Annotated in this window: 25 protein-coding genes; 18 read left to right on the forward strand and 7 right to left on the reverse strand. The window is 60.9% G+C overall.

Annotated elements, in window-relative coordinates:
• Positions 1–13 precede the first annotated feature (13 nt).
• From CX511_RS23370 to CX511_RS23435, 14 genes are all read left to right on the forward strand, one after another.
• Entirely contained in the window at positions 14–442 is a 429-nt protein-coding gene (locus CX511_RS23370; protein ID WP_045182264.1) for a DUF2946 domain-containing protein, read from the forward strand.
• A gap of 79 nt (positions 443–521) precedes the next feature.
• Positions 522–2588: a TonB-dependent copper receptor gene (locus CX511_RS23375; protein WP_101292296.1), complete on the forward strand. Its 2067-nt coding sequence runs from the start codon at positions 522–524 to the stop codon at positions 2586–2588.
• A gap of 58 nt (positions 2589–2646) precedes the next feature.
• A complete protein-coding gene (locus CX511_RS23380) occupies positions 2647–4020 on the forward strand; it encodes a PepSY-associated TM helix domain-containing protein (RefSeq protein WP_101292294.1) in 1374 nt (457 codons plus the stop codon).
• 167 nt (positions 4021–4187) lie between these two features.
• Positions 4188–4976, forward strand: a complete 789-nt coding sequence (locus CX511_RS23385; protein WP_045182259.1) for an ABC transporter ATP-binding protein — start codon at positions 4188–4190, stop codon at positions 4974–4976.
• Positions 4973–5920, forward strand: coding sequence for an ABC transporter substrate-binding protein (locus CX511_RS23390; protein ID WP_045182256.1), 948 nt, complete (start codon positions 4973–4975; stop codon positions 5918–5920). The genes CX511_RS23385 and CX511_RS23390 overlap by 4 nt, the downstream gene beginning before the upstream one ends.
• Positions 5917–6927: a FecCD family ABC transporter permease gene (locus CX511_RS23395; RefSeq protein ID WP_045182255.1), complete on the forward strand. Its 1011-nt coding sequence runs from the start codon at positions 5917–5919 to the stop codon at positions 6925–6927. The genes CX511_RS23390 and CX511_RS23395 overlap by 4 nt, the downstream gene beginning before the upstream one ends.
• A 110-nt stretch (positions 6928–7037) precedes the next feature.
• A complete protein-coding gene (gene cycA / locus CX511_RS23400) occupies positions 7038–8453 on the forward strand; it encodes a D-serine/D-alanine/glycine transporter (protein ID WP_101292117.1) in 1416 nt (471 codons plus the stop codon).
• A 204-nt stretch (positions 8454–8657) separates the two neighbouring features.
• Positions 8658–9923, forward strand: coding sequence for an urea ABC transporter substrate-binding protein (gene urtA / locus CX511_RS23405; protein ID WP_101292116.1), 1266 nt, complete (start codon positions 8658–8660; stop codon positions 9921–9923).
• 112 nt (positions 9924–10035) lie between these two features.
• Complete coding sequence (gene urtB / locus CX511_RS23410) at positions 10036–11535, forward strand: urea ABC transporter permease subunit UrtB (RefSeq protein ID WP_101292115.1); 1500 nt, start codon at positions 10036–10038, stop codon at positions 11533–11535.
• Complete coding sequence (urtC, locus tag CX511_RS23415) at positions 11535–12614, forward strand: urea ABC transporter permease subunit UrtC (RefSeq protein WP_045182245.1); 1080 nt, start codon at positions 11535–11537, stop codon at positions 12612–12614. The genes urtB and urtC overlap by 1 nt, the downstream gene beginning before the upstream one ends.
• Positions 12615–12649: 35 nt before the next feature.
• Positions 12650–13471, forward strand: coding sequence for an urea ABC transporter ATP-binding protein UrtD (gene urtD / locus CX511_RS23420; protein WP_101292119.1), 822 nt, complete (start codon positions 12650–12652; stop codon positions 13469–13471).
• Positions 13472–13561: 90 nt separating this feature from the next.
• On the forward strand, positions 13562–14260 hold the full coding sequence (gene urtE, locus CX511_RS23425) for an urea ABC transporter ATP-binding subunit UrtE (protein ID WP_101292114.1): 699 nt from the start codon (positions 13562–13564) through the stop codon (positions 14258–14260).
• 36 nt (positions 14261–14296) lie between these two features.
• Positions 14297–14830 carry a GNAT family N-acetyltransferase gene (locus CX511_RS23430; RefSeq protein ID WP_045182239.1) on the forward strand — a complete coding sequence of 178 codons (534 nt, stop codon included), beginning with the start codon at positions 14297–14299 and terminating at the stop codon, positions 14828–14830.
• Positions 14831–14837: 7 nt separating this feature from the next.
• Positions 14838–15359 carry a GNAT family N-acetyltransferase gene (locus tag CX511_RS23435; protein WP_045182238.1) on the forward strand — a complete coding sequence of 174 codons (522 nt, stop codon included), beginning with the start codon at positions 14838–14840 and terminating at the stop codon, positions 15357–15359.
• Positions 15360–15441: 82 nt separating this feature from the next.
• Here CX511_RS23435 and CX511_RS23440 read toward each other — a convergent pair whose 3' ends face one another.
• The 4 genes from CX511_RS23440 to cbpA form a co-directional block, all read right to left on the reverse strand.
• Positions 15442–15717 carry a DUF3077 domain-containing protein gene (locus CX511_RS23440; RefSeq protein WP_045182236.1) on the reverse strand — a complete coding sequence of 92 codons (276 nt, stop codon included), beginning with the start codon at positions 15715–15717 and terminating at the stop codon, positions 15442–15444.
• The gene (locus CX511_RS23445) at positions 15714–15983 is read right to left on the reverse strand and encodes a hypothetical protein (protein WP_101292113.1); all 270 of its coding nucleotides are present in this window, start codon (positions 15981–15983) and stop codon (positions 15714–15716) included. Before CX511_RS23445 ends, CX511_RS23440 begins: the two co-directional genes overlap by 4 nt.
• Before the next feature lie 394 nt (positions 15984–16377).
• On the reverse strand, positions 16378–16683 hold the full coding sequence (locus CX511_RS23450) for a chaperone modulator CbpM (protein ID WP_045182233.1): 306 nt from the start codon (positions 16681–16683) through the stop codon (positions 16378–16380).
• Positions 16683–17636 (reverse strand): curved DNA-binding protein, encoded by a 954-nt coding sequence (gene cbpA / locus CX511_RS23455; protein WP_045182232.1) that lies wholly within the window; start codon positions 17634–17636, stop codon positions 16683–16685. The genes CX511_RS23450 and cbpA overlap by 1 nt, the downstream gene beginning before the upstream one ends.
• Positions 17637–17797: 161 nt before the next feature.
• Between cbpA and CX511_RS23460 the strand changes: the two genes are divergently transcribed.
• A complete protein-coding gene (locus CX511_RS23460) occupies positions 17798–19063 on the forward strand; it encodes an Hsp70 family protein (RefSeq protein WP_045182230.1) in 1266 nt (421 codons plus the stop codon).
• Positions 19064–19165: 102 nt separating this feature from the next.
• Here CX511_RS23460 and CX511_RS23465 read toward each other — a convergent pair whose 3' ends face one another.
• A complete protein-coding gene (locus CX511_RS23465; RefSeq protein WP_045182228.1) occupies positions 19166–20173 on the reverse strand; it encodes an AI-2E family transporter in 1008 nt (335 codons plus the stop codon).
• A 46-nt stretch (positions 20174–20219) separates the two neighbouring features.
• Positions 20220–21020 carry an AraC family transcriptional regulator gene (locus tag CX511_RS23470; RefSeq protein WP_045182226.1) on the reverse strand — a complete coding sequence of 267 codons (801 nt, stop codon included), beginning with the start codon at positions 21018–21020 and terminating at the stop codon, positions 20220–20222.
• A 98-nt stretch (positions 21021–21118) separates the two neighbouring features.
• Between CX511_RS23470 and CX511_RS23475 the strand changes: the two genes are divergently transcribed.
• A complete protein-coding gene (locus CX511_RS23475) occupies positions 21119–22015 on the forward strand; it encodes a DMT family transporter (RefSeq protein ID WP_101292112.1) in 897 nt (298 codons plus the stop codon).
• Here the strand turns inward: CX511_RS23475 and CX511_RS23480 are convergent.
• Positions 21996–22886 (reverse strand): lipase family alpha/beta hydrolase, encoded by an 891-nt coding sequence (locus tag CX511_RS23480; RefSeq protein ID WP_045182439.1) that lies wholly within the window; start codon positions 22884–22886, stop codon positions 21996–21998. The two genes, CX511_RS23475 and CX511_RS23480, sit on opposite strands and share 20 nt — an antisense overlap.
• A gap of 123 nt (positions 22887–23009) precedes the next feature.
• Here CX511_RS23480 and osmE point away from each other — a divergent pair, with 123 nt between their 5' ends.
• Together osmE and CX511_RS23490 are read left to right on the forward strand one after the other, a co-directional pair.
• Positions 23010–23363 carry an osmotically-inducible lipoprotein OsmE gene (gene osmE, locus CX511_RS23485; protein WP_045182222.1) on the forward strand — a complete coding sequence of 118 codons (354 nt, stop codon included), beginning with the start codon at positions 23010–23012 and terminating at the stop codon, positions 23361–23363.
• Between the two features lie 44 nt (positions 23364–23407).
• Positions 23408–23938: a ferritin-like domain-containing protein gene (locus CX511_RS23490; RefSeq protein ID WP_045182220.1), complete on the forward strand. Its 531-nt coding sequence runs from the start codon at positions 23408–23410 to the stop codon at positions 23936–23938.
• The last annotated feature ends 91 nt before the right edge of the window (positions 23939–24029 follow it).

A 24029-nucleotide genomic window follows, 5' to 3' on the forward strand; every position in this document is an offset into this window, starting at 1 on the left:
AACGCAGCTCCCCGTGAGCATCGTCCGCAGCCGCCTCAACCGCCCTGCGCGCCCTGATTCCAGAAGGGTTCGCGGTAGCTGGCTGAGCCTGTTCGCCATGTTGATGATCTTTATCGGCCCACTGGTTTCCCAGTCGATGCCGATGGATCACCGTGCCATGTCGACAGACATGGGCATGAGCATGGCCATGGACAGCAGCGCTGATTGTCACAGTGGTAGCCACCATGAAAGCAGTCCTTCGCTGCATGTTATCTGGGAGAAATGCGGTTACTGCAGCCTGTTTTTCCATTGCCCGGCACTGCCTCAGGCCCTGAGCCTGCTCAACACCGAAGCGGCCCCCGTCAGTGGCTCACTGATTGTCCAGCCGCGTCAGGGCCATGCCCGGCAAACGGTTTTCCCGGGGGCCCGAACCCGCGCGCCGCCGCCCTTCATCGTCGTCTGAATTCACCGTTGCGTTCTCAGGTCCGGCATTTTGCCGATGACTTGGTGCGCCCTCATGACTGATCGATGTTGGAATCACTATGTCCAGCTGTACTGCTGTCTATCGCCTGTCCCTGCAAGGGACCCTCGCCGTCATCTGCGGCGCCCTACTCAGCCCACTGGCTCTGGCCGTCAGCCAGAGCGTGAACGAGCATGCTCACGAACAATCCGAGCTGAGCCCGACGGTGATAACCGCCGTCGCCCCCAGCTCACCATTGACCATCGTCACCAATCCCAAAGACCCACGCCAACCGGTGCCGGCCAGTGATGGCGCTGACTACCTGAAAACCATCCCCGGCTTTTCTGCCATCCGCGCCGGTGGCACCAATGGCGATCCGGTACTGCGCGGCATGTTCGGTTCACGGCTGAACATTCTCACCAACGGTGGCGTGATGCTCGGCGCCTGCCCCAACCGTATGGACGCGCCCACCTCCTACATCTCGCCAGAAACCTACGACCGCCTGACTGTGATCAAAGGCCCGCAAAGCGTGATCTGGGGGCCTGGGGCATCGGCCGGGACCATTCTCTTTGACCGTGAGCCAGAGAAATTCGGTGAGCTGGGCAGCCGGGTCAATGCCAGCCTGCTGGGCGGTTCCAACGGGCGTTTCGACAAGGTCATCGACACCGCCGCAGGTAACCGTTTGGGCTACGCCCGCTTCGTCGGCAACCAGTCGCACTCCGACGACTACGAGGATGGCAATGGCGATACCGTGCCATCGCGCTGGGACAAATGGAACGGTGATGTAGCCCTGGGCTGGACCCCCGACGCCGACACCCTGGTGGAACTGACTGCTGGCAAGGGCGACGGCGAAGCCCGTTACGCGGGGCGCGGCATGGACGGCTCGCAGTTCAAACGCGAGAGCCTGGGTCTGCGCGTTGAGAAGTCCAACATCGGTGATGTGTTCGACAAGCTTGAAGCTCAGGTCTACTACAACTACGCCGACCACGTGATGGACAACTACAGCCTGCGTACCCCGTCGGGCACGGGCATGATGGGTATGCCGATGGTCAGCAACGTCGATCGCCGTACCCTGGGTGGCCGGGTCAAGGGTACCTGGCGCTGGAGTGAGTTGCAGTTGATTGCGGGCATCGACGCGCAAACCAACGAACACCGTCAGCGCGGCGGCATGGGCATTGATGTGCACAAGAACATGCCCTGGACCAAGGACGCCGACTTTCACAACTACGGCGTGTTTGGCGAACTGACCTGGTACGCCGCTGATCAGGACCGCCTGATCACCGGTGCACGTCTTGATCGCGCGTCGGCCGAAGACTATCGCCAAGACAGCCCCACCGACGGCGATACCCGCGCCGATACCTTGCCCAGCGGCTTTGCGCGCTACGAGCATGATTTGCTCGATCTCCCCGCCACAGCCTACGTGGGGCTTGGTCACGCCGAGCGTTTCCCAGACTACTGGGAGCTGTTCTCACCCAAGTCGGGCCCGGCAGGTTCGGTCAATGCCTTCGACAGTATCAAACCGGAGAAAACCACCCAGCTGGACTTCGGCATCCAGTACCAGACTGAAGACTTCCAAGCCTGGGCCTCGGGCTACGTCGGGCAGATCCGCGATTACATCTTGTTCGACTACAGCACCAACATGATGGGCAAGAGCAGCTCAAGGGCGCAGAACATCGACGCACGCATCATGGGTGGCGAACTAGGCGCTGCCTATATGTTGACCTCCAACTGGAAAGCTGACGCGACCCTGGCCTACGCTTGGGGCAAGAACAGCAGTGATGGCACGGCACTACCACAGATGCCGCCGCTGGAGAGTCGCCTGGGCCTGACCTATAGCCGTGATGTCTGGAGTGCCGGGGCCTTGTGGCGCCTGGTGGCGGCGCAGAATCGCATTGACGAAGACCACGGCAACGTGGTCGGCAAGGACTATGAAAAGAGTGCCGGTTTCGGGGTGTTCTCGCTCAATGGCAGTTACAAGGTCAGCAAGCACCTGAAGCTCAGTGCCGGGGTCGATAACCTGTTCGACAAGGCCTATTCCGAACACCTGAACCTGGCGGGCAATGCCGGTTTCGGCTACCCGGCCAGTGATCCACAGGCAATCGATGAGCCGGGGCGCACGCTCTGGACCAAGGTCGACCTGAGTTTCTGACCCACCATCAGGGCGCGATCATCGATCGCGCCTTACCCTGGCAACACAGGAGTGCTCCATGAGCAAACCGTCGATTTCCTTCTACAACCTGGCTTGGCGTTGGCACTTTTATGCCGGGCTGTTCGTCGCCCCGATCATGATCTTGCTGGCGATCACCGGGATTATCTACTTGTTCAAGCCGCAGCTGGATCCTCTGCTTTACCGCGACTTGATGGTGGTCGAGGCCGGGCACCACACGCAAAACGCCGAAAGCTTGCTACAGCAGGTACGACAGGCCTACCCCAAGGGTCAGGTCAGCCAGTACTTGCCGGCCATTGCCAGTGACCGCAGCGCGCAGTTTGTGGTCACTGATGCCGACCGTGAACTGAATGTGTTCATCAACCCCTATGACGGCAGATTGCTAGGCACACAGGATGCGAAGGACAACCTGCAAGCCATCGCCCGTGCCCTGCATGGCGAGCTGATGGTCGGCACACTCGGTGATCGCGTAGTGGAGCTGGCCGCAGGTTGGGGCGTGGTGCTGGTGGTCTCAGGATTGTACCTTTGGTGGCCACGCGGCAAGCGCACAGGCGGTGTACTTTGGCCGCGTCGGAACGCTCGCGGGCGCCTGCTTTGGCGTGATCTGCACGCGGTTACCGGCTTCTGGGGTTCAGCCCTACTGCTGTTGATGCTGCTCAGCGGCATGACCTGGACCGGTTTCTGGGGCAAGCAGTATGCCGAGGTATGGAACAGCTTTCCGGCAGCGATGTGGACGGATGTCCCCCAGTCCGACAAGCAGGCAGGCGAGCTGAACAGTGCCAGTCGCCAGACCGTGCCCTGGGCGATGGAAAACACACCGATGCCAAAATCGGGTGCCCACGCCGAACATGCCGGGCATAACATGGGCTCCAGTGCACCCGCAGCCCCGCAGGTCAGCCTGCAACAGATCCAGGACCTGGCCACCGCCCGCGCAGTCGAGCCTGGCTACAGCATTACCCTGCCCACCACCGCCGAAGGCGTGTACACCATCGCCGTGTTCGCCGACGACCCGCGCAACGATGCCACCCTGCATGTCGATCAATACACCGGCAAGGTCCTGGTCGACGTGCGCTGGCAGGATTACAACAACGTCGCCCGAGCTACCGAGCTTGGCGTAATGCTGCATGAAGGCAAGATGTTCGGTCCGCTGAACCAACTGGTCATTCTGCTGATCTGCCTGATGATTCTGCTCGGCTCGGTCAGTGGCTTGGTGATGTGGTGGAAGCGGCGTCCGGAAGGCGGGCTGGGTGTACCGCCGCTGCGCCATGACCTGCCACGCTGGAAAACCGCGACGGTGATCATGCTGATGCTCGGCGTTGCGTTTCCGCTGGTGGGGGCCTCAATGGTGCTGGTGTGGTTGGTGGACCGTGTGAGCGTGACCCGCCTGAGGCCCAAGGCAGAATTGGGTCTGTAGCCGCTGCCGCAGGCTGCGATGGGGCCGACAGGTTCCCGGCGCTCTCAAGGTTCCGCGCCTGCTGTGCAGCCGATCGCAGCCTGCGACAGCGGCTACGGGGAACTCCAGCGCCTGCGGTTGTGGGACAAATCCGCTACCATGGGCGCCCGCTTTTCACAGGACCGGCAATGAGCACCCTGAGTATCAGCGACCTGCACTGGTCGCCGCTTGGCCACGGCCATTGTCATCATCAGTTCCAACTGCGCGAGGTCAACTTGCGGGTCAAGGCAGGCGAGTTCGTCGGCCTGATCGGTCCCAACGGCAGTGGCAAGACCAGCCTGCTGCGCTGCGCTTATCGATTCAACAAACCCGAGCGCGGCCTGGTACGCCTGGATGAACACGACCTGTGGCGACAATCGCCGCGCTGGTGTGCCCAGCGTATCGCCGTGGTCCTGCAGGAATTCCCCGATGCCTTCGGCCTGAACGTCGAGGAAGTGGTCGCCATGGGCCGTACTCCGCACAAGGGTCTGTTCGATGGCGACAACGACGACGATCGCCAGTTGGTCAAAACGGCGCTGCACGCGGTCGGCCTGGAGGGCTTCGATGATCACAGCTTTGTCAGCCTGTCGGGCGGCGAAAAGCAACGAGTGATCCTCGCCCGGGCACTGGTCCAACAACCGCAATTGTTGATCCTCGACGAGCCGACCAACCATCTCGATCCCCGCTATCAGTTGGAGTTGTTGCAGCAAGTGCGCCGTCTGGGGATCGGCACCCTGGCCAGCATCCATGACCTGAACCTGGCCGCAGCGTTCTGTGATCGTCTGTACGTCCTCGACCACGGCCGCATCGTCGCCAGCGGCACACCGAGCGAGGTACTCACCACCGACCTGTTGCACGACGTGTTCGGCGTACGCGCCCTGATAGACCGCCACCCCCTCGCCGACCACCCACGCCTTACCTGGATAACCCAGCGATGATTCGAACCACCTTGCTTGTGCTGCTGGGCCTGCTCGCCAGCAGCAACGTCTTCGCCGAGGCGACCCAGTACCCGCTGACCGTACAGAGCTGCAACCGTCAGGTGACCTTCAACAAGGCTCCCGAACATGCCCTGAGCCATGACATCAACATGACCCAGATGATGCTCGCCCTCGGCCTGCGCCCGCGCATGGTCGGCTACAGCGGCGTCAGTGGCTGGAAGGCAGTCACGCCGGAACTGCAGAAGGAGCTCGAAGGGCTGCCGGAGCTGGCCAGCAAGTACCCGTCGGTGGAGACCCTGCTCAACGCCAATGTCGACTTCTTCTTCGCCGGTTGGGATTACGGCATGCGCGTCGGTGGCGACCTTACCCCGCAGTCCTTGGCGCCGCTGAATATCGCCGTCTACGAGTTGACCGAGTCGTGTGCCTTTGTCATGAAACGGCCAGCCGCCAGCCTCGACGATACCTACACCGACGTGCGCAACCTGGGCAGAATTTTTGATGTGCAGAACCGCGCCGAGCAGTTGATCAGCCACATGCAGCAACGGGTCAATGCGGTTCAGCAGCATGTGCCCGCGCAGCGCCCACGGGTGTTTCTGTATGACAGTGGTGAAGACCGGGCCATGACCTCTGGCCGCCTGGGCATGCCCCAGGCCTTGATTGAGGCGGCCGGTGGACGCAACGTGCTCGACGATATCGACGCCAGCTGGACCCGGGTGAACTGGGAAAGCGTGGTCGAGCGCAATCCCGAAGTGATTGTCATCGTCGACTACGGCGAAGTCAGCGCCGAACAGAAGCAGGCGTTCCTCGAACAGCACCCGGCCCTGCAGTCGGTGTCGGCGATCCGTAACAAGCGATTTGTGGTTATTCCCTACGTCGCCGCCACGCCAAGCCTGGAAAATGTCGACGCCATCGAAACCATTGCTGCGAGCCTACACGGCACATGAGTCGTTATCGTCTGCTGTTACTCGCGCTGATCGGGCTACTGCTGCTGTCCTGTGTGGTGTCGCTGGGCTTTGGTTCCGCACCGGTGCCGGTCGAGGTGGTCTGGCGCGTGTTGTTGTCCAAGCTCTTCGGGATTGCCCCCCAGACACCCGCCTGGACCACTGGCCAGGAACATATTGTCTGGCTTATCCGCGTACCACGCATGCTACTGGCGGCGCTGGTGGGGGGGGGACTGGCGATGATCGGCGCGGTGCTGCAGGCCGTCACGCGCAACCCGTTGGCCGACCCGCACCTGCTCGGCGTGACCTCCGGCGCCACCCTCGGGGCTGTATTGGTGGTATTGCATATCGGTGAATTGCTCGGCGTCTTCACCTTGCCGCTGGCAGCCTTTATCGGCGCCTTGTGCAGCATGCTGCTGGTGCTGGCAATTGCCAGCCGTCATGGCCGCCTGGACAGTGACCGTCTGCTGCTGTGCGGTGTCGCGGTGGCGTTTGTAATGATGGCCATCGCTAACCTGTTGCTGTTCCTTGGCGACCACCGTGCCAGCTCCGCCGTGATGTTCTGGATGCTCGGCGGCTTGGGCCTGGCGCGCTGGGAGTTGCTGCCGATTCCGGCCATCAGCGTGTTGCTGGGCTTGACCCTGTTGCTGGGCATGGCCCGCGCGCTCAATGCACTGATGGCCGGCGAACAAACAGCGGTAACCCTCGGGCTCAACGCCCGTACGGTGCGCCTGCTGGCGTTCCTCATCTGTTCACTACTGACTGGAGTGCTGGTGGCGATCAGTGGCTCGATCGGCTTTGTCGGCCTGATGGTGCCGCATATTGCCCGGCGCCTGGTCGGTGCCGAGCACACCCGTCTGTTACCGGTGTGCCTGTTACTCGGCAGCCTGTTCCTAATCTGGGTCGATGTTGCTGCGCGCACCCTGATCTCGCCCGAGGACCTGCCCATCGGGATCGCCACGGCAGCGATCGGCGGTCTGTTTTTTATCGGCCTGATGCGCAAGCGTTGATTACCGTCAAGCACCCATTGGTCTTGAGACGTATTGTCGCGGTTGCGCCAGGAAGGCGCGTGTTAGCCTAACGCGCACAAGAGAACTGCTCTGAACGGAATGCCTAGCCTATGACCGTAAACCTGTCCCCGCAACACCCCTCGCCTGACCAACATGAACACCTCGAACGCAGCCTGTCCAACCGCCATATCCAATTGATCGCCATCGGTGGTGCCATCGGTACCGGGTTGTTCATGGGCTCGGGCAAGACCATCAGTCTGGCCGGTCCGTCGATCATCTTTGTCTACATGATCATTGGTTTCATGCTGTTCTTCGTCATGCGCGCCATGGGTGAACTGCTGCTGTCGAACCTGGAGTACAAGTCGTTCATCGACTTCTCCGCCGACCTGCTCGGCCCCTGGGCGGGTTATTTTACCGGCTGGACTTACTGGTTCTGCTGGATCATCACTGGCATTGCCGATGTGATTGCGATCTCTGCCTACTCGCAATTCTGGTTTCCCGACTTACCGCAATGGGCACCCGCACTGGCCTGTGTCGGCCTGCTGCTGTCGTTGAACCTGATCACGGTGAAGATGTTCGGCGAGATCGAATTCTGGTTCGCCATGATCAAGATCGTCGCCATCCTCGCCCTGGTCGGCACCGGCCTGTACATGGTCTTGGTCGGCTTCGAGTCACCGAGCGGGCGCAGTGCCGATCTGGCCAACCTATGGAACGATGGCGGCATGTTCCCGCATGGTTTGATGGGCTTCTTCGCCGGGTTTCAGATTGCCGTGTTTGCCTTCGTTGGTATCGAGCTGGTGGGCACCACCGCCGCTGAAGCGAAGAACCCCGAGCGCACCCTGCCACGGGCGATCAACTCGATCCCGGTGCGGATCATCGTGTTCTACGTGCTGGCCCTGATCACCATCATGGTGGTGACGCCATGGCGCGACGTGGTGCCGGGCAAGAGCCCGTTCGTTGAGCTATTCGTACTGGCTGGCCTGCCAGCAGCAGCGAGCATCATCAACTTCGTGGTACTGACCTCGGCGGCCTCCTCGGCCAACAGTGGCGTGTTCTCCACTAGCCGCATGCTCTTCGGCCTGGCCCAACAAGGCGACGCACCCCGTAGCTTCGAACACCTCTCCAGCCGCAAGGTGCCGGCCAACGGCCTGTACTTCTCCTGCACCTGCCTATTGCTCGGCGCCGCGCTGATGTACGTAATTCCCGATCTGATCGAAGCCTTCACCCTGGTGACCACGGTGTCGGCGATCTTGTTCATGTTCGTCTGGACCCTGATCCTGCTGTCGTACCTGCGCTACCGCAAACATCGCGCCGCCCTGCATCAGGCGTCGAAGTACAAAATGCCCGGCGGACGCTTCATGTCGGTGGTATGCCTGGCGTTCTTCGCCTTCATCCTGGTGCTACTGAGCCTGGAAAGCGACACCCGTCAGGCACTGATTGTCACGCCGCTGTGGTTCCTGCTGCTGGCCGTGACCTACCAGTTCGTGCGACGCAATCGCCAGCAACTGGCAACGCAGCAGAACTGACCTGCCGCCGGTTGCGCACCAGCGCGGCGCAACCGGCTGCACCGTTCTACGGGTTAAGCCCCAGGCCGGTGCAGCAATTTCTTCTGCGTCCCCTCAACACCCGTGCCAGAGCCCTTGGCGGTTCCGGCACAGCCCTTGCTAAAGCTCTCTTGCGAAGTCGCCATCTGCCTTACCCGCACATTCGAACTCAACGGAGAGAGCACTATGAAGCGTCGCAGTCTGATCAAGGCCTTCACCCTCAGCGCGTCCATCGCGGCGATGGGCCTGAGCTGGAGCATCCAGGCCGCCGAGACCATCAAGGTCGGCATCCTGCATTCGCTGTCCGGGACCATGGCGATTTCCGAGACATCGCTCAAGGACATGGCCTTGATGACCATCGAACAGATCAACGCCAAGGGCGGCGTCAACGGCAAGTTGCTGGAGCCGGTGGTAGTCGATCCGGCGTCGAACTGGCCGCTGTTCGCCGAGAAGGGCCGGCAGTTGCTGACCCAGGACAAGGTCGCAGTGGTGTTCGGCTGCTGGACGTCGGTATCACGTAAGTCGGTGCTGCCAGTGTTCGAGGAGCTCAATGGCCTGCTGTTCTATCCGGTGCAGTATGAGGGCGAAGAGATGTCGCCCAACGTCTTCTACACCGGCGCCGCCCCCAACCAGCAGGCAATCCCGGCAGTGGAATACCTGATGAGCGAAGAAGGCGGTGCGGCCAAGCGCTACTTCCTGCTTGGCACCGACTATGTCTACCCACGCACCACCAACAAAATTTTGCGCGCCTTCCTGCACAGCAAAGGCGTGGCCGACAAGGACATTGAGGAGGTCTACACGCCGTTCGGCCACAGCGATTACCAGACCATCGTTGCCAACATCAAGAAGTTCTCCGCCGGTGGCAAGACGGCGGTGATCTCCACGGTCAACGGTGATTCCAATGTGCCCTTTTACAAAGAACTGGCCAACCAGGGCCTGAAAGCCACCGATGTGCCGGTGGTGGCCTTCTCGGTCGGTGAGGAAGAGCTGCGCGGGATCGACACCAAGCCGTTGGTGGGACACTTGGCGGCCTGGAACTACTTCGAGTCGGTCGACAACCCGGTCAACAGCCAGTTCGTGGCGAACTGGAAAGCCTACGCCAAAGCCAAAAACCTGCCGGGCGCCGACAAGGCGGTAACCAACGACCCGATGGAAGCTACCTATGTCGGCATCCATATGTGGGCCCAGGCAGTAGAGCAGGCCAAGTCCACTGACGTCGACAAAGTCCGCGAAGCGCTGGCCGGGCAAACCTTCAAAGCGCCGTCGGGCTACACCCTGACCATGGACAAGACCAACCATCACCTGCACAAGCCGGTGATGATCGGCGAAATCCAGGATGACGGGCAGTTCAGCGTGGTCTGGGAGACCGAGCAGCCACTGCGGGCACAGCCTTGGAGCCCGTTCATTCCGGGTAATGACAAGCGCCCGGATTATGCGGTGAAGGGTAACTGATAGCCCCAGGCTCCCCCAGGTACAGCATGCCGCAAACCTTGTGGGAGCCGGTCTTGCCGGCGATGAGGCCGGAGCAGACGACACCCCTCTCAAAACCGCGACGGATCCCGCCATGCCCAAGGCTCTTCACTGCCTCCTCCTCGGCCTGCTCCTGCTGCTGCCCCTCGGCGCCCAGGCTAGCGACGCCGACTACTTCATCGCCGCCAAGGCCAACGAGCAGGCACGCCTGCTACAGGATTGGGCCGCACAACCGGACCCAGCCCGTCTGGACCTGCTGACCTCCCTGCAGCAGGGTCACTTGAGCCCCACCGACAGCCGCAAACTGCGCCTGAACAACCGCCTGCGCGGCCTTGTGGATAACGCCCTGGCCAGCCATCAACTGCTCAGCAACGACGCCAAGCTGCGCCTGGCCGCAGCCCAGCAACTGCAAAAATCTGCCCAACCCGCACAGGTCGCCTTCCTCGACCGGCGCTTCGCCAGCGAAACCGATGCCGCCGTGCATGCCGCGCTCGGCCTGGCCCTGGCCAACCTGCAACTGGTTGCCAGTGACCCGGCGGTGCGTCTGGCTGCCGTGCGCCTGCTCGGTGAAACCGGCGACCCCATGGCCCGCACCCGTCTCGAGGCGCTGCTCGCGCCGGGTGTAGAGAGCAATGCCAACGTGCGTACCGCCGCCGAAACCAGCCTGGCCCAGGTCAAGCGCAAGCTGCTGTTCGGTGAACTGCTCGGCCAGGCGTTCAGTGGTCTTTCGCTGGGTTCGATCCTGTTATTGGCGGCCTTGGGCCTGGCGATCACCTTCGGCCTGCTCGGGGTCATCAACATGGCCCACGGCGAGATGCTGATGCTCGGTGCCTACGCCACCTATGGGGTGCAGGTGCTGATCCAGCGCTACGCACCAGGTGCCATCGAGTTTTACCCGTTAGTTGCCCTGCCGGTAGCCTTCACAGTCAGTGCCGGCGTCGGCATGCTTCTGGAGCGTACGGTCATTCGCCACCTGTACGGCCGACCGCTGGAAACGCTGTTGGCCACCTGGGGCATAAGCCTGATCCTGATCCAGGCCATCCGCCTGCTGTTTGGCGCGCAGAACGTCGAAGTAGCCAACCCGGCCTGGCTCTCCGGCGGCCTCCAGGTGCTGCCCAATCTGGTTCTGCCCTACAGCCGCCTGGTGATCATCGCCTTCGCCCTGTTCGTGGTGGTGCTGACCTGGCTGCTGCTCAACCGTACGCGCCTGGGCCTGAACGTGCGTGCCGTCACCCAGAACCGCAACATGGCCGCCTGCTGCGGCGTGCCCACCGGGCGTGTCGACATGCTCGCCTTCGGCCTCGGTTCAGGCATCGCCGGCCTCGGTGGCGTAGCCCTGAGCCAGATCGGCAACGTCGGCCCGGACCTGGGCCAGAGCTACATCATCGACTCTTTCCTGGTGGTAGTGCTCGGCGGCGTCGGGCAACTGGCCGGCAGCCTCTGGGCCGCGTTTGGCTTGGGTATCGCCAACAAATTGCTGGAGCCGCAGATCGGTGCGGTGCTCGGCAAAATCCTCATCCTTGCACTGATCATTCTGTTCATCCAGAAACGCCCGCAAGGCCTCTTCGCACTCAAGGGACGGGTAATCGACTGATGAACCAGCCTCTGCTTGTTACCGCCAGCCAAAAGGTCGGCCCACGCTGGACCCTGGCCACAGGTGCTGTTGTCCTGCTGGTGCTGCTGGCCCTGGCGCTGTTGTCGTTGTTGCCCGACGGCCATGGCCTGCAGGTTTCGGCCTACACCCTGACCCTGGTCGGCAAAATCCTCTGCTACGCCATCGTTGCCTTGGCGCTGGACCTGGTCTGGGGCTATGCCGGCTTGTTGTCGCTGGGGCATGGCCTGTTCTTCGCCCTCGGTGGTTACGCCATGGGCATGTACCTGATGCGTGAAGCGGCGGGCGATGGCTTGCCGGCGTTCATGACCTTCCTGTCATGGACCGAACTGCCCTGGTACTGGGCCGGTACCCAGCACTTTGCCTGGGCCTTGTGCCTGGTGGTGCTGGCGCCGGGATTGCTGGCGCTAGTGTTCGGGTTCTTCGCCTTCCGCTCGCGGATCAAGGGCGTGTACTTCTCGATCATGACTCAGGCCCTGACCTTCGCCGGCATGCTGTTGTTCTTTCGCAACGAGACCGGCTTTGGCGGCAATAACGGCTTCACCAACTTTCGCAGCATCCTCGGCTTTTCGATCACCGCGCAAAGTACACGTGCGGTGCTGTTCCTGCTGACCGTGGCGCTGCTGGTCGTCAGTCTGTACCTGGGCTGGCGCCTGGCCCGAAGCAAGTTCGGCCGGGTTCTGACCGCGCTGCGCGATGCTGAAAACCGACTGATGTTCTGTGGCTACGACCCACGCGGCTTCAAGCTGTTTGTCTGGGTGCTCAGCGCTGTGCTCTGCGGCCTGGCGGGTGCGTTGTACGTACCGCAGGTAGGCATCATCAATCCCAGTGAAATGTCGCCAACCAACTCCATCGAGGCCGCTGTGTGGGTGGCCCTGGGCGGACGTGGCACGCTGATCGGCCCGTTGCTCGGCGCCGGCCTGGTCAATGGCATGAAGAGCTGGTTCACCGTGGCGTTCCCCGAGTACTGGCTGTTTTGCCTGGGCGCGCTGTTCATTCTGGTCACTTTGTACCTGCCCAAGGGCGTGGTCGGGCTGTTGAAGAAAAGAGGTGAACAATGAGAGCCCTACCCCTGCCACCGGCCCATCCGGAATTCATGCTCGAACCGATCCTCGACGCGGGCAGCGGTCGCGACGCTATCGGCCTTGGTCAGTTGCGCGCAGAAGGCCTGGATGTCCGCCACGGCACGGTCCTGACGCTGGAGGACATCAGCGTCAGCTTCGATGGTTTCAAGGCCCTCAACGCCCTGAACCTGTACATCGGCGTCGGCGAGCTGCGTTGCATTATCGGCCCCAACGGCGCCGGTAAAACCACGCTGATGGATGTGATCACCGGCAAGACCCGCCCCTCCACGGGCAAGGCCTGGTTTGGCGACACCCTGGACCTCACCCGCATGAGCGAAGTGCAGATCGCCCAGGCCGGCATCGGGCGCAAGTTCCAAAAGCCCACGGTGTTCGAAGCCTTGAGTGTGTTCGAGAACCTGGAGCTGGCACAAAAGGCCGACAAATCGGTACTGGCTAGCCTGGTTGCACGCTTGAGTGGCGAACAGAAGGACCGTATCGACGAAGTCCTGCAGACCATACGCCTGACCAGTTCTGTGCAGCGCCCGGCAGGCTTGCTGTCGCACGGCCAGAAGCAGTTTCTGGAGATCGGCATGCTGTTGATGCAGGACCCGCAATTGCTGCTGCTCGATGAGCCGGTGGCGGGCATGACCGACGCCGAAACCGAGTTCACCGCCGAACTGTTCAAAGGCCTGGCCGGCAAGCATTCGCTGATGGTGGTCGAGCATGACATGGGCTTTGTCGGCAGCATTGCCGACCATGTCACGGTACTACATCAGGGCAGCGTATTGGCCGAAGGTTCGCTGGAGCAGGTGCAGGCTGACGATCGGGTGATCGAGGTTTACCTCGGGCGGTGACTGCATCACCCCGGCCGGTTTCCACAGGGTCCTGTGGGAGCTGGCCTTGCCAGCGATGAGGCCAGTACAGACCACAAACGGACAACAGACATGCTGAAAATCGACTCACTGCACCAATACTACGGCGGCAGCCACATCCTGCGCGGCCTGTCCTTCGAGGCCAAGGTCGGCGAAGTAACCTGCCTGCTCGGCCGCAACGGCGTCGGCAAAACCACCCTGCTGCGCTGCCTGATGGGCCTGTTGCCCACGCGCGAAGGCAGCGTGCACTGGGAAGGCCAGGCCATCACTGCGCTCAAACCGCACCAACGGGTCCAGGCCGGTATCGCCTACGTGCCCCAGGGCCGGGAAATTTTCCCGCGTCTGAGTGTTGAAGAAAACCTGCTGATGGGCCTCTCGCGCTTCAGCGCTGGGCAGGCCAAAAGCGTCCCACCGTTCATCTACGAACTGTTCCCGGTCCTGCTGCAAATGAAACAGCGTCGCGGTGGCGACCTCTCCGGCGGTCAACAACAGCAACTGGCCATCGGCCGAGCCCTGGCCAGCCAGCCACGCCTGCTGATCCTCGACGAACCCACCGAAGGCATTCAGCCCTCGGTGATCAAGGAAATCGGTGCGGTCATCAGCAAACTTGCCGCACGGGGCGACATGGCGATCTTGTTGGTCGAGCAGTTCTACGACTTTGCCGCCGAGCTGGCCGATCAGTACCTGGTAATGTCCCGAGGCGAGATTGTTCAGGCCGGACGCGGTGAAAACATGGAAGCCGAAGGTGTGCGCGGGCTGGTAACCATTTAACCTGAGCGACACTTCGTAGACGTTCGAGAAACTGCCATGACCTACCTGATTCGTGATGCCGTATCTGCCGATCTGCCGGGCATTCGCGACATCTACAACGATGCCGTGCTCAACACCACGGCGATCTGGAATGAACAACCGGTCGACCTGGCCAATCGCCAGGCCTGGTTTGACGCCCGCCAGGCGCAGCACTATCCGATTCTGGTGGCGGTGGACGTCGCCGATACAACGCAAGTGCTCGGCTATGCTTCATTCGGTGACTGGCGCCCCTTCGAAGGCTTTCGCCATACCATCGAGCATTCGGTGTACATCCGCAGCGACCAACGCGGTAAAGGTCTGGGCCCGTTGTTGATGCAGCCGCTGATCGAGCGCGCCCGCCACAGTGACAAACACGTCATGGTCGCGGCCATCGAAAGCGGCAACAGCGCCTCGATTCGGTTGCACGAACGCCTGGGGTTTACCCTCAACGGGCACATGCCCCAAGTAGGCGTGAAGTTCGGCCGCTGGCTCGACCTGACATTCATGCAGTTGATCCTCAACCCGGGCGCGACACCACGCTCACTGGAGTAAAGCCTTAATGAATCCTGGGTACCTCAACCGCGTCACCCACGAAAGCCTTGCCCATTACCGCGACGGCCTGGTGGCGTTGCTGCTCGATGCTGTGCGCCAGGGTGCTTCGGTTGGTTTTCTGGAGGATATCGATGCTCAACAGGCCAACAGCTACTTCGATGAAGTAAAACAGCGCCTGGCCAATGGTGAGTTGTTGCTGTGGGTGGTGAGCAAGGATGAGGAAGTACTGGGCAGCGTGCAATTGGGGCTGTGCCAGAAGCCTAATGGCCTGAACCGGGCTGAAGTGCAGAAACTGCTGGTGCACAGTGAAGCGCGGCGGCGGGGTCTGGGTCAGCAGTTGATGCAAGTGCTGGAGCTGACCGCGCAGCAGAAAAAGCGCGGCCTGTTGTACCTGGATACCGAGGCAGGTTCGGCGGCGGAGGCGTTCTACAGATCGCAGGGCTACACCAAGGCAGGGGAAATTCCGCAGTATGCCTGCGGGCCGGATGGCACCTACCGGGCGACGGCGTTGTACTACAAACTGATTTAAGCTCCCCGGGGCAAATCGGCAAATTGATTCGTAGGTACCGTCTTGCCCGTCCCCGGGCAAAACGGTAACTAAGGCCTCACGCTCACGACTTGTTCATCGCCAACCCCACATCATCGATGATCGCCTTGGCGAACCCGCTGAGGTAATAGGCTGCCAAAATCGTGTCCTCGTCTTTATCCGTAACACCGATCAAGATCAGCTTATGCACACACCCGAGGAGGGTTGAAGCCTCTTCTAGCGCGTAGTCGCATGGAACACCCGGTGAAATTCGAAACAGGTCGATGGCCGGTTCCTGACTTTGAATGAAGCTCGCAATGCCTACCGTCTCGTCAGTCTTGGCTGATGAATTGGTACTCATGTCATCGCTCCTCTGTCCATGCCTTGCAGCCTGCTCAGCGCATGCTCGACCAAGGCTCTAGCCATTTCAGCCGAATACAGCACATTCACCAGCATGCCCTGGCCGGGTTCATTGGCGTGGACGCGGCAGAATTCGTCGCTGGTTTCGTGTATGCCACGCAGCAGTTCACTGGCGTAGGCCAGGGAGTCTGGGGGGATCAGATCGCTGTGGATGGAGAAGTAGGGGGTAGTGAAGGGAGTAGGTGGGTCTGGGACAATCTTTTTCATGGCGTAACTCCTAGTTCCATTTAGGAGCCACCACCTGAATCCTTCTCACGGGATAAAGGTGGCAGCCGTACGCGGGGTGAGAAACCGAGGGAACATAGGAAAACTCGGCCAGACCGAAGCCTGCCCGCGCACGGCCGCCATTACACGCTTGCCGCTATATTCATCAACGGGTTCTCACGCCCGGCCGCCAAAAATGACGACCCGAGGAAATTAGCCCTGATGCATCTCCCTCACAACAGAGAAAAGGCGACAGCGTGCGTAGGATAGATCCGAAAGCGACTAACACTGAAATTTTTTGACTGCTCCAGAGTAAGTCTGTCTTGCTTGGGCAGCGGCTACCTATGAGCGATCGAAAAAATCATCTACTGACAAAAATGCTAGGTAGCGCTTCGCTTCACCCCTGCAAAAAACGACTCAAACGCTGCTGAAGCATGCTGTTTTCACGGCGCAACTGCTGAACCTCTTCCAACAACTCCAGCGCCAGCGCCACCCCTTCCCACTCCAGATCCAGCTCGCGCTGCAGCTTCGCTGCACGCTTGGCCAGCACTGGCGCCTGATCGTCAAACAGCCACTCTTCCGGGGTTCGCCCAGAAGGTTCAACAATGCCGTGTTCGACGATTTCGATCACGTAGGCCGCCGGTAGATCGGCTTCCCGACAAAGGGTCTGCATGTCCAGTTGAACGACCAGGGTGCTCATCATCAGCTACTCCATTGTGTTCTCGGATTGAACGCCGCTTTCTCTGCCAACTTGCTCCACAACTCACGGGTTGTGTCGTCGCTCTGGCTGGGCATCACCACTTTCAGTTGCGCATACAGATCACCACGCTGGCCCTGCTTGTTGGCCAGGCCCATGCCCTTGACCCGCAGGCGCTGACCGCTCTGGCTGTCTGGGCGGATGGTCAGGTTGATCTTGCCGGTCAGGGTCGGCACTGCCACTTTGGTCCCCAACGCAGCTTCCCACGGTGCCAGCGGTACGGTGATGATCAGGTCATGACCTTCGACATCGAACAGCGGATGCGGTGCCATGCGAATGGTCAGGAACAGGTCACCGTTGGCGCCCCCGCCGATCCCCGAAGCGCCCTGGCCTTTCAGGCGAATCTTCTCACCATCGGTAACGCCAGCCGGGATCTTCACGTTCAGCGTCTTGGTGGTAAAACCGGTTCGCTGGCCATGGGCGTTGTGCTGCGGCACCTGGAAGCTGATCTGCTTCGACTCGGCGGACAAGGTTTCCTCAAGGAAAATCGCCAGTTCCATTTCCACGTCCTGCCCTCGCCGACCGGCGCTGCGTTGCTGGCCGCGGCCAAAAGGATTGCCGTTGCCGTTACCGTTGCGCGCACCGAAGATCGAGCTGAAGAAGTCGGAGAAGTCTCCGCCTTCGAAACCGCCGGAGCTGCGGCTTTCCCAGCCTGGCGGGCCCTGGAACGGCCGGCCATGCTGACCGTACTTGCGCAGCTCGTCGTATTCAGCGCGTTTTTCCGGGCTGCTCAAGGCCTCATAGGCCTCGTTGGCCTCTTTGAATTTTTCTTCCGCGTCACGCTCTTTGCTGACGTCGGGGTGATACTTGCGCGCAAGCTTGCGGTAGGCGGTCTTGATCGCCTTGTCGTCCGCCGTCGGCTCTACGCCAAGTATCTTGTAATAGTCTTTGAAGTCCATCTAAGGAATCACCATCAAGTTGTTCGATGCTGCTGAAGATTGGGGTCAAGCATAGCCTTTCAAGTCGCCCTTGGGTTTGCTGTAAAGCAGATAATCGGTCTTGATTCTGCTGACAGCTGGCATAAACTGCGCGGCCGTTTTTCCCCCGGACAGTACATCCCATGAGTGACGCATCCCCGGCCCGTGCCTGCGGCATCGACTTTGGCACCTCCAACTCCACCGTCGGCTGGCATCGCCCCGGCGTTGAGTCGTTGATCGCCCTGGAAGACGGCAAGATCACCCTGCCGTCGGTGGTGTTCTTCAACATCGAGGAGCGCCGCCCGGTCTATGGCCGCCTGGCCCTGCACGAATACCTCGAAGGTTACGAAGGCCGGCTGATGCGCTCGCTCAAGAGCCTGCTGGGTTCCAAGCTGATCAAGCATGACACCAGCGTGCTCGGCACCGCGCTACCGTTCAAGGACTTGCTGGGCATGTTCATCGGTGAGCTGAAAAAGCGTGCCGAGGCCAATGCTGGCCGCGCATTTGATGAAGTGGTACTGGGTCGCCCGGTGCATTTCGTCGATGACGACCAGGCTGCCGACCAGGAAGCCGAAGACACCTTGGCTGAAGTGGCAAAGAAAATCGGCTTCAAGGAAGTCTCTTTCCAGTACGAGCCGATTGCGGCCGCCTTCGACTACGAGTCAAACATCCAGGGCGAAGAGCTGGTACTGATCGTCGACATCGGTGGTGGTACCTCGGACTTCTCCCTGGTGCGCCTGGCCCCTGAGCGGCACATGCTCGATGACCGCCATGACGATATCCTCGCCACCGGCGGCGTGCACATCGGCGGTACCGACTTCGACAAGCAGTTGAGCCTGCAGGGCGTGATGCCGCTGTTCGGCTACGGCAGCCGGATGAAAAGCGGCGCCTTCATGCCCACCAGCCACCACATGAACCTGGCCACCTGGCACACGATCAACTCGGTGTACTCGCAAAAATCCCAGCTGGCCCTGGGCAGCATGCGCTACGACATCGAAGACACCGACGGCATCGACCGCCTGTTCAAACTGATCGAACAGCGCGCGGGTCACTGGTTGGCCATGGAAGTGGAAGAAACCAAGATCGAACTGACTCACAACGACCGCCGCCTGGTCGACCTCAAGCGGGTCGAGTCGGGGCTGAACGTCGAGCTGACCCGGGCGTTGTTCGAAGAGTCGATCGACAACCTGCTGGAGCGTGTGCGGGGCAGTGTCAGCGAGCTGTTGATCAAAGCCGGCGTGGGTGTGGCCCAGGTCGATACGGTGTTCTTCACCGGTGGTTCGAGCGGTATCCCGGCCCTGCGCCAGAGCGTGGCGGCCATGCTGCCGAATGCGCGGCATGTTGAAGGTAATATCTTCGGCAGTATTGGTAGCGGTTTGGCGATCGAAGCGCGCAAGCGTTACGGTTGAGGGCATCGGGGCCGCTATGTGGCCCTTTCGCCGGCAAGGCCGGCTCCCACAATAGGTTTAACCGCCGCCCCCTGTGGAAGCCGCACTTGCCAGCGATTAGCGTCAGACCAATTCAGCCTGACGTAGCTCACTTTTGAGGTACGCATAGTAGATCGGCCCCGCTACTACCCCCGGCAAGCCAAACGCCGCCTCGCACACCAGCATTGCCAGCAGCAATTCCCACGACTTGGCACTGATCTGCCCACCGACAATCCGTGCGTTGAGAAAGTACTCAACCTTGTGGATAACAATCAGATAGCCCAACGCCGCCATGGCCACCCAGATCGACAGCGACAGGCCGACGATCGTGATCAGGGTATTGGACATCAGGTTGCCGATCACCGGTAGCAAGCCGAGCAGGAAGGTCAGTACGATCAGGGTTTTGGTCAGCGGCAGGTGCACGTCGAATAATGGCAGCACCACGGCGAGGAAGATGCCGGTAAAGAACGTGTTGAGCAGGGAAATCTTGATCTGCGCAAAAACGATATTGCGAAACGCCTGGACCAGCAGCGCCAGCCGATTGAACAGGGCCGCCGCCAAAGGCTTGCGCCGGGAAATATCTGGAATGCGCTGCAAGGCCACAATGGCCCCGAGGATCATCCCGATCAGCAGGGTAACGAACATGTGCGCCGCGCCCTTGCCCACCAGTTGCAACTCGCCCAGATGGGTCTTGAGCCATTCGCCGATGGCAACTTTGAACTCCGCCGCACTGGCCGGCAGGTAGGCATCGACAAAGGGCGGTAACTGCCCACGTGCCTGATCCACCAGCAGCATGAACTTGTCCAGCGAGGCGCCAGGGTTCTCAGCTTCGTGCAATAGAAAGCTGATTGCACCGGCAAACAACAAGGTCAGGGTGCTGACAACCAGGGTGCCGAGCAATGCCACCGCCACCCAACGCGCGCGCTCCCCGGCGATCAGGTGCTGCAGTTTGGGGGTGAGCATGTTGACCAGTTCGAACACCAGCAGACCGGCCAACAGGCTCGGCAACAGCTTGAGCGGCAACACCAGCAACAGTCCGGCGAAGACGATGATCCAACTGGCCATTTTGATCTGGCGCGGGGTAAAGGTCATACAACCTCAGAGGCAACGGCGGGGGAAACGCGCAGTCTGCCAGCCTTCACCGGGCAGGCATAGTGGCAGTGCGAGCCTGGCGTCGATATTGCTCAGGTGTGCACTGGGCATGCCGTTGGAACATGGCAATAAACGCCGAAGGGCTGCTGTACCCAAGCTCGAAAGCAATCTGCTGAATCGGCAGGTTCTGTTCCAGCGCTTCGATCGCCCGCAGAAAGCGCAGGCGCAGGCGCCATTCACCAAAGCTGATGCCGAGTTCACGAATGAACTGACGGGCCAGGGTACGTTCACTGACATGCACACCCGCCGCCCAGTCGGCCAACGCTCGGTTGTCCCCAGGCTCCGCCTGCAAGGCCTGCAGTACTGCATCCAGGCCGGCACTGCGTGCATAGGGCAGAAAGCAACTCTGGGTCGGTGCCAGACGCAGTTGATCGACCAGAACCTGCGCCAGACGATGATCGGCTGGGTCTTCGGGGATTTTCACATCGCGCCGGGCAAAGTCGCCAAGAATGGCCTTGAGGATCTCACTGATCACCAGCGTGCAGGGCTGTGCCGGTAACGCCTGGCACAAGGCACGGTCCAGATACACCGAGCGGTAGACGATGGCCTGAGGGTTGTAGCAGCTGTGCTCCGTGTCCGGTGGCACCCAGACCGCATAGTGGGGAGGCGAGACAAAGCGCTGGCCGTCGATCTCCAGGTGCATGATGCCGTGGGCCGCATAGTTAAGCTGGCCCCAGGCGTGACGATGCGCAGCGCTGTGGGTATCGGCGCCAAACTCGTCGTAGCGAAAGTACACCGGCGCCGGCAAAGCAGCGAATTGCGGGATGTTGACGTATTTGCGCGACATGCTGTCTGGATCGATGGGTAGGTTGTCTGGATGCAAGTATAACTAACAAGACAGACAGGTGGATAATAGCGCCCTGTATCCTCAAGAGTTCCTGCTTCATGAATTATGCGTTTCCGCTGCTGGCCATTCTGATCTGGGCTGGCAACACCGTGATCACCAAAATGTCGGCCGGCGCGATTTTCCCCGCTGAGATCGGCTTCTATCGCTGGCTGCTGGCCGGTTTGCTGTTCACCCCGTTCTTGCTGCGGCCGATGCTGCGCAACTGGGCTGAGATCCGCCAACACTTGGGCAAGATCTTCGTGCTCGGCGTCCTGGGCATGGCCGTGTATCAGAGCCTGGCCTACTTTGCCGCAGCGATCACCAGCGCCACCAACATGGGCATCATCCTCTCACTGATGCCATTGATGTCACTGGCATTGGCCATCATCAGCCTGGGCCAGCGCCTGACCTATGGAGCGCTGGTTGGCGCAGTGGTGTCGTTTGTCGGCGTGCTGCTGGTGGTGTCAGCCGGCGATCTAGGCGTGCTGTTGCAACACGGGATCAATGGCGGCGATGCGATGATGCTGATCGCTACGCTGGCCTACGCGCTGTACAGCACCTTGTTGAAAAAATGGCAGCTGCGCTTGCCGCCCCTGCTGCTGCTCTATCTGCAGGTGTTGGTAGCAATTATCGTGCTGTTTCCGCTGTTTCTGTTCTCAGAGAAAACCGGCCTTGGCAGGGGCAATATCGGCCTGGTGCTGTACGCCTGCGTGCTGGCCTCGATGGTTGCACCACTGGTGTGGATGCAGGCCGTCAGCCGCCTCGGCCCGAGTCGCACGACGCTGTTCTTCAATTTGCTCCCTGCGGTAACGGCAGTGATCGCCGCCGTTGTCCTGGATGAGCAACTGGCGCTGTACCACCTGTTCGGAGGCCTGCTGACGCTGGCCGGAGTGATCCTTGCCGAACGCTGGAAAACCCCGATGCGCAGCGCCAGCGCTACAGTCCCGCAGCCTTGAGGCGAGCGGCATGTTCGGTGAACAGCCGCACCGGGTCAGCCCCCCTGCCCACCGCACCGAGTGACTGATTGACGATGTCCAGGTGATCAAGCGGATAGTCATCGCCGATCACCTGGCCAAGGTGCGAGCTGTAACGCCCGACCATGCCATCGCAGTGCCCGGCCTCACGGATAAAGGTTCGCGCAAACAAGCGACAGAAGCGGTTGCTGCCATCCAGGCGATTCAACCCCGTATCCGTCAACCCCGGCTGCAAGGTGCCTGACCAGGAGTAGTAACGCACGCCGTTGACCTCGGCGGCCCCCTGCCCACCCCAGGTATTGGGCAAGCCCTGTGGATAAGCCTGATTGAACCGGGCCACACCGGCGCAGGTCAGGGAATGGTGCGAGGCGTGCACATCAATTGGCAAACCGGGCCCGCGCCAGCCGGTTTCCAACCACCCCATCAGTACGCCAAGGCCATGCAACAACGCCTTGAGCAAGCGCCCTCGGGCAGAGTCTGCAGGGTATTTTTCGTGCAGGTAGTCGGCCAGCTCTGAGCCGTGGTTGGGGCCGGCAATCGAAGTCACCGAAGCGACCCATTCCGGTCGTTTGGCCGCTGCATAGCGTGCCGTCAGGGCCCCCTGGCTATGGCCAAGCAAGTTGACCTTGTCAGCTCCCGTGCGCTGACGGATACCTTCAATGATCAGCAGCAACTGCTCACCACGCAACTCAGTGCTGTTGAGCGGCGATACCTGGATGGCAAAGACCTTGGCCCCACCGCGGCGCAACGCCGACACGATGCCGAACCAGTAGGGATACAGCAACAGGCGGACGAAGCCGAGCATACCTGGCACCAGCACCAGTGGATAACGCGTGGCAAGCCCTTGAGCCATGGCCGCAATCCCCATTCCGTGGTCGTTCGCCCAACACTACAGGCACTGTGATAACAATCGCAATCGAACTCCCGGCGTTCCTTGCGGTTCCAACCTTGTAGACCCTCAGCAAGGAGCTGGACCATGTACAAACAGACCCTGGCAATCCTCCTGGCCACCACTGCCCTGACTGCCTGCGGCAGCCGCCCGGAAAACCCGGTGGACTACGTCACCTACCGTGACGAACCCTTGGTCAAACAGGTGGAAAATGGCATGACCATGCAACGGGTAATCGCCATTGGTGGCAGCCCGTCTACGGTCATCGACCTGCCGCACGGTGGTACCTGCAACAATTACATCCTCAACCAAGACGGCCACCAGCAGCCCTACTACGTGCGCTTCGACGCCACCGGCCATGTCGACGCCAAGGGTTTCAAGACCTGTGAACAGCGCCAGGAAGATGACAAGGCCGTCGAGAGCGCCGAATCCAAGGTGTAAGCCTTTTCGCTGTAGCCAATCCCGTTTCCAGCCTGGAGAAGATGATGAGCACCGTCGAACTAACCGATGTCAAAACCCTGCGCGAGCGCGCCCGCCAGCATGTCGAGCAAGGCGCCGTAACCGAGGGCTACAACGCCGACCGGGAAACAATCTTGCGCCTGCTCAACGAGTCGCTGGCCACCGAATGGGTGTGCGCCCTGCGCTACAAACGTCACTACTACATGGCCAGCGGGATCAAAGCCAGCGTTGCCGCCGAGGAGTTCCTCGAGCATGCCACCCAGGAGCTGGAGCATGCTGACAAGCTGGCCGAGCGCATCGTGCAGCTGGGTGGCGAGCCGGACCTGAACCCCGACAACCTGAGCAAGAACTCCCACGCCCAGTACGTCGCGGGCAAGAACCTCAAGGAAATGGTGCTCGAAGACCTGGTGGCCGAACGGATCGCCATCGACAGCTATCGCGAGATCATTCAATACATCGGTGAATCAGACCCAACCACCCGACGCATTTTCGAAGATATCCTGGCTCAGGAAGAAGAGCACGCGGACGATATGGCAGATCTGCTCAAGGGTCTTTGATCCTGTGCGGGGCAAGCCCCGCACAGGATCAAATAGCTTGTTGTGGGAGCGGATTAACCGGGACGCAGGACCGGTGAATCCGCTCCCACAT

The sequence above is a fragment of the Pseudomonas sp. S06B 330 genome (assembly GCF_002845275.2).
In the GTDB taxonomy this organism is placed as follows: domain Bacteria; phylum Pseudomonadota; class Gammaproteobacteria; order Pseudomonadales; family Pseudomonadaceae; genus Aquipseudomonas.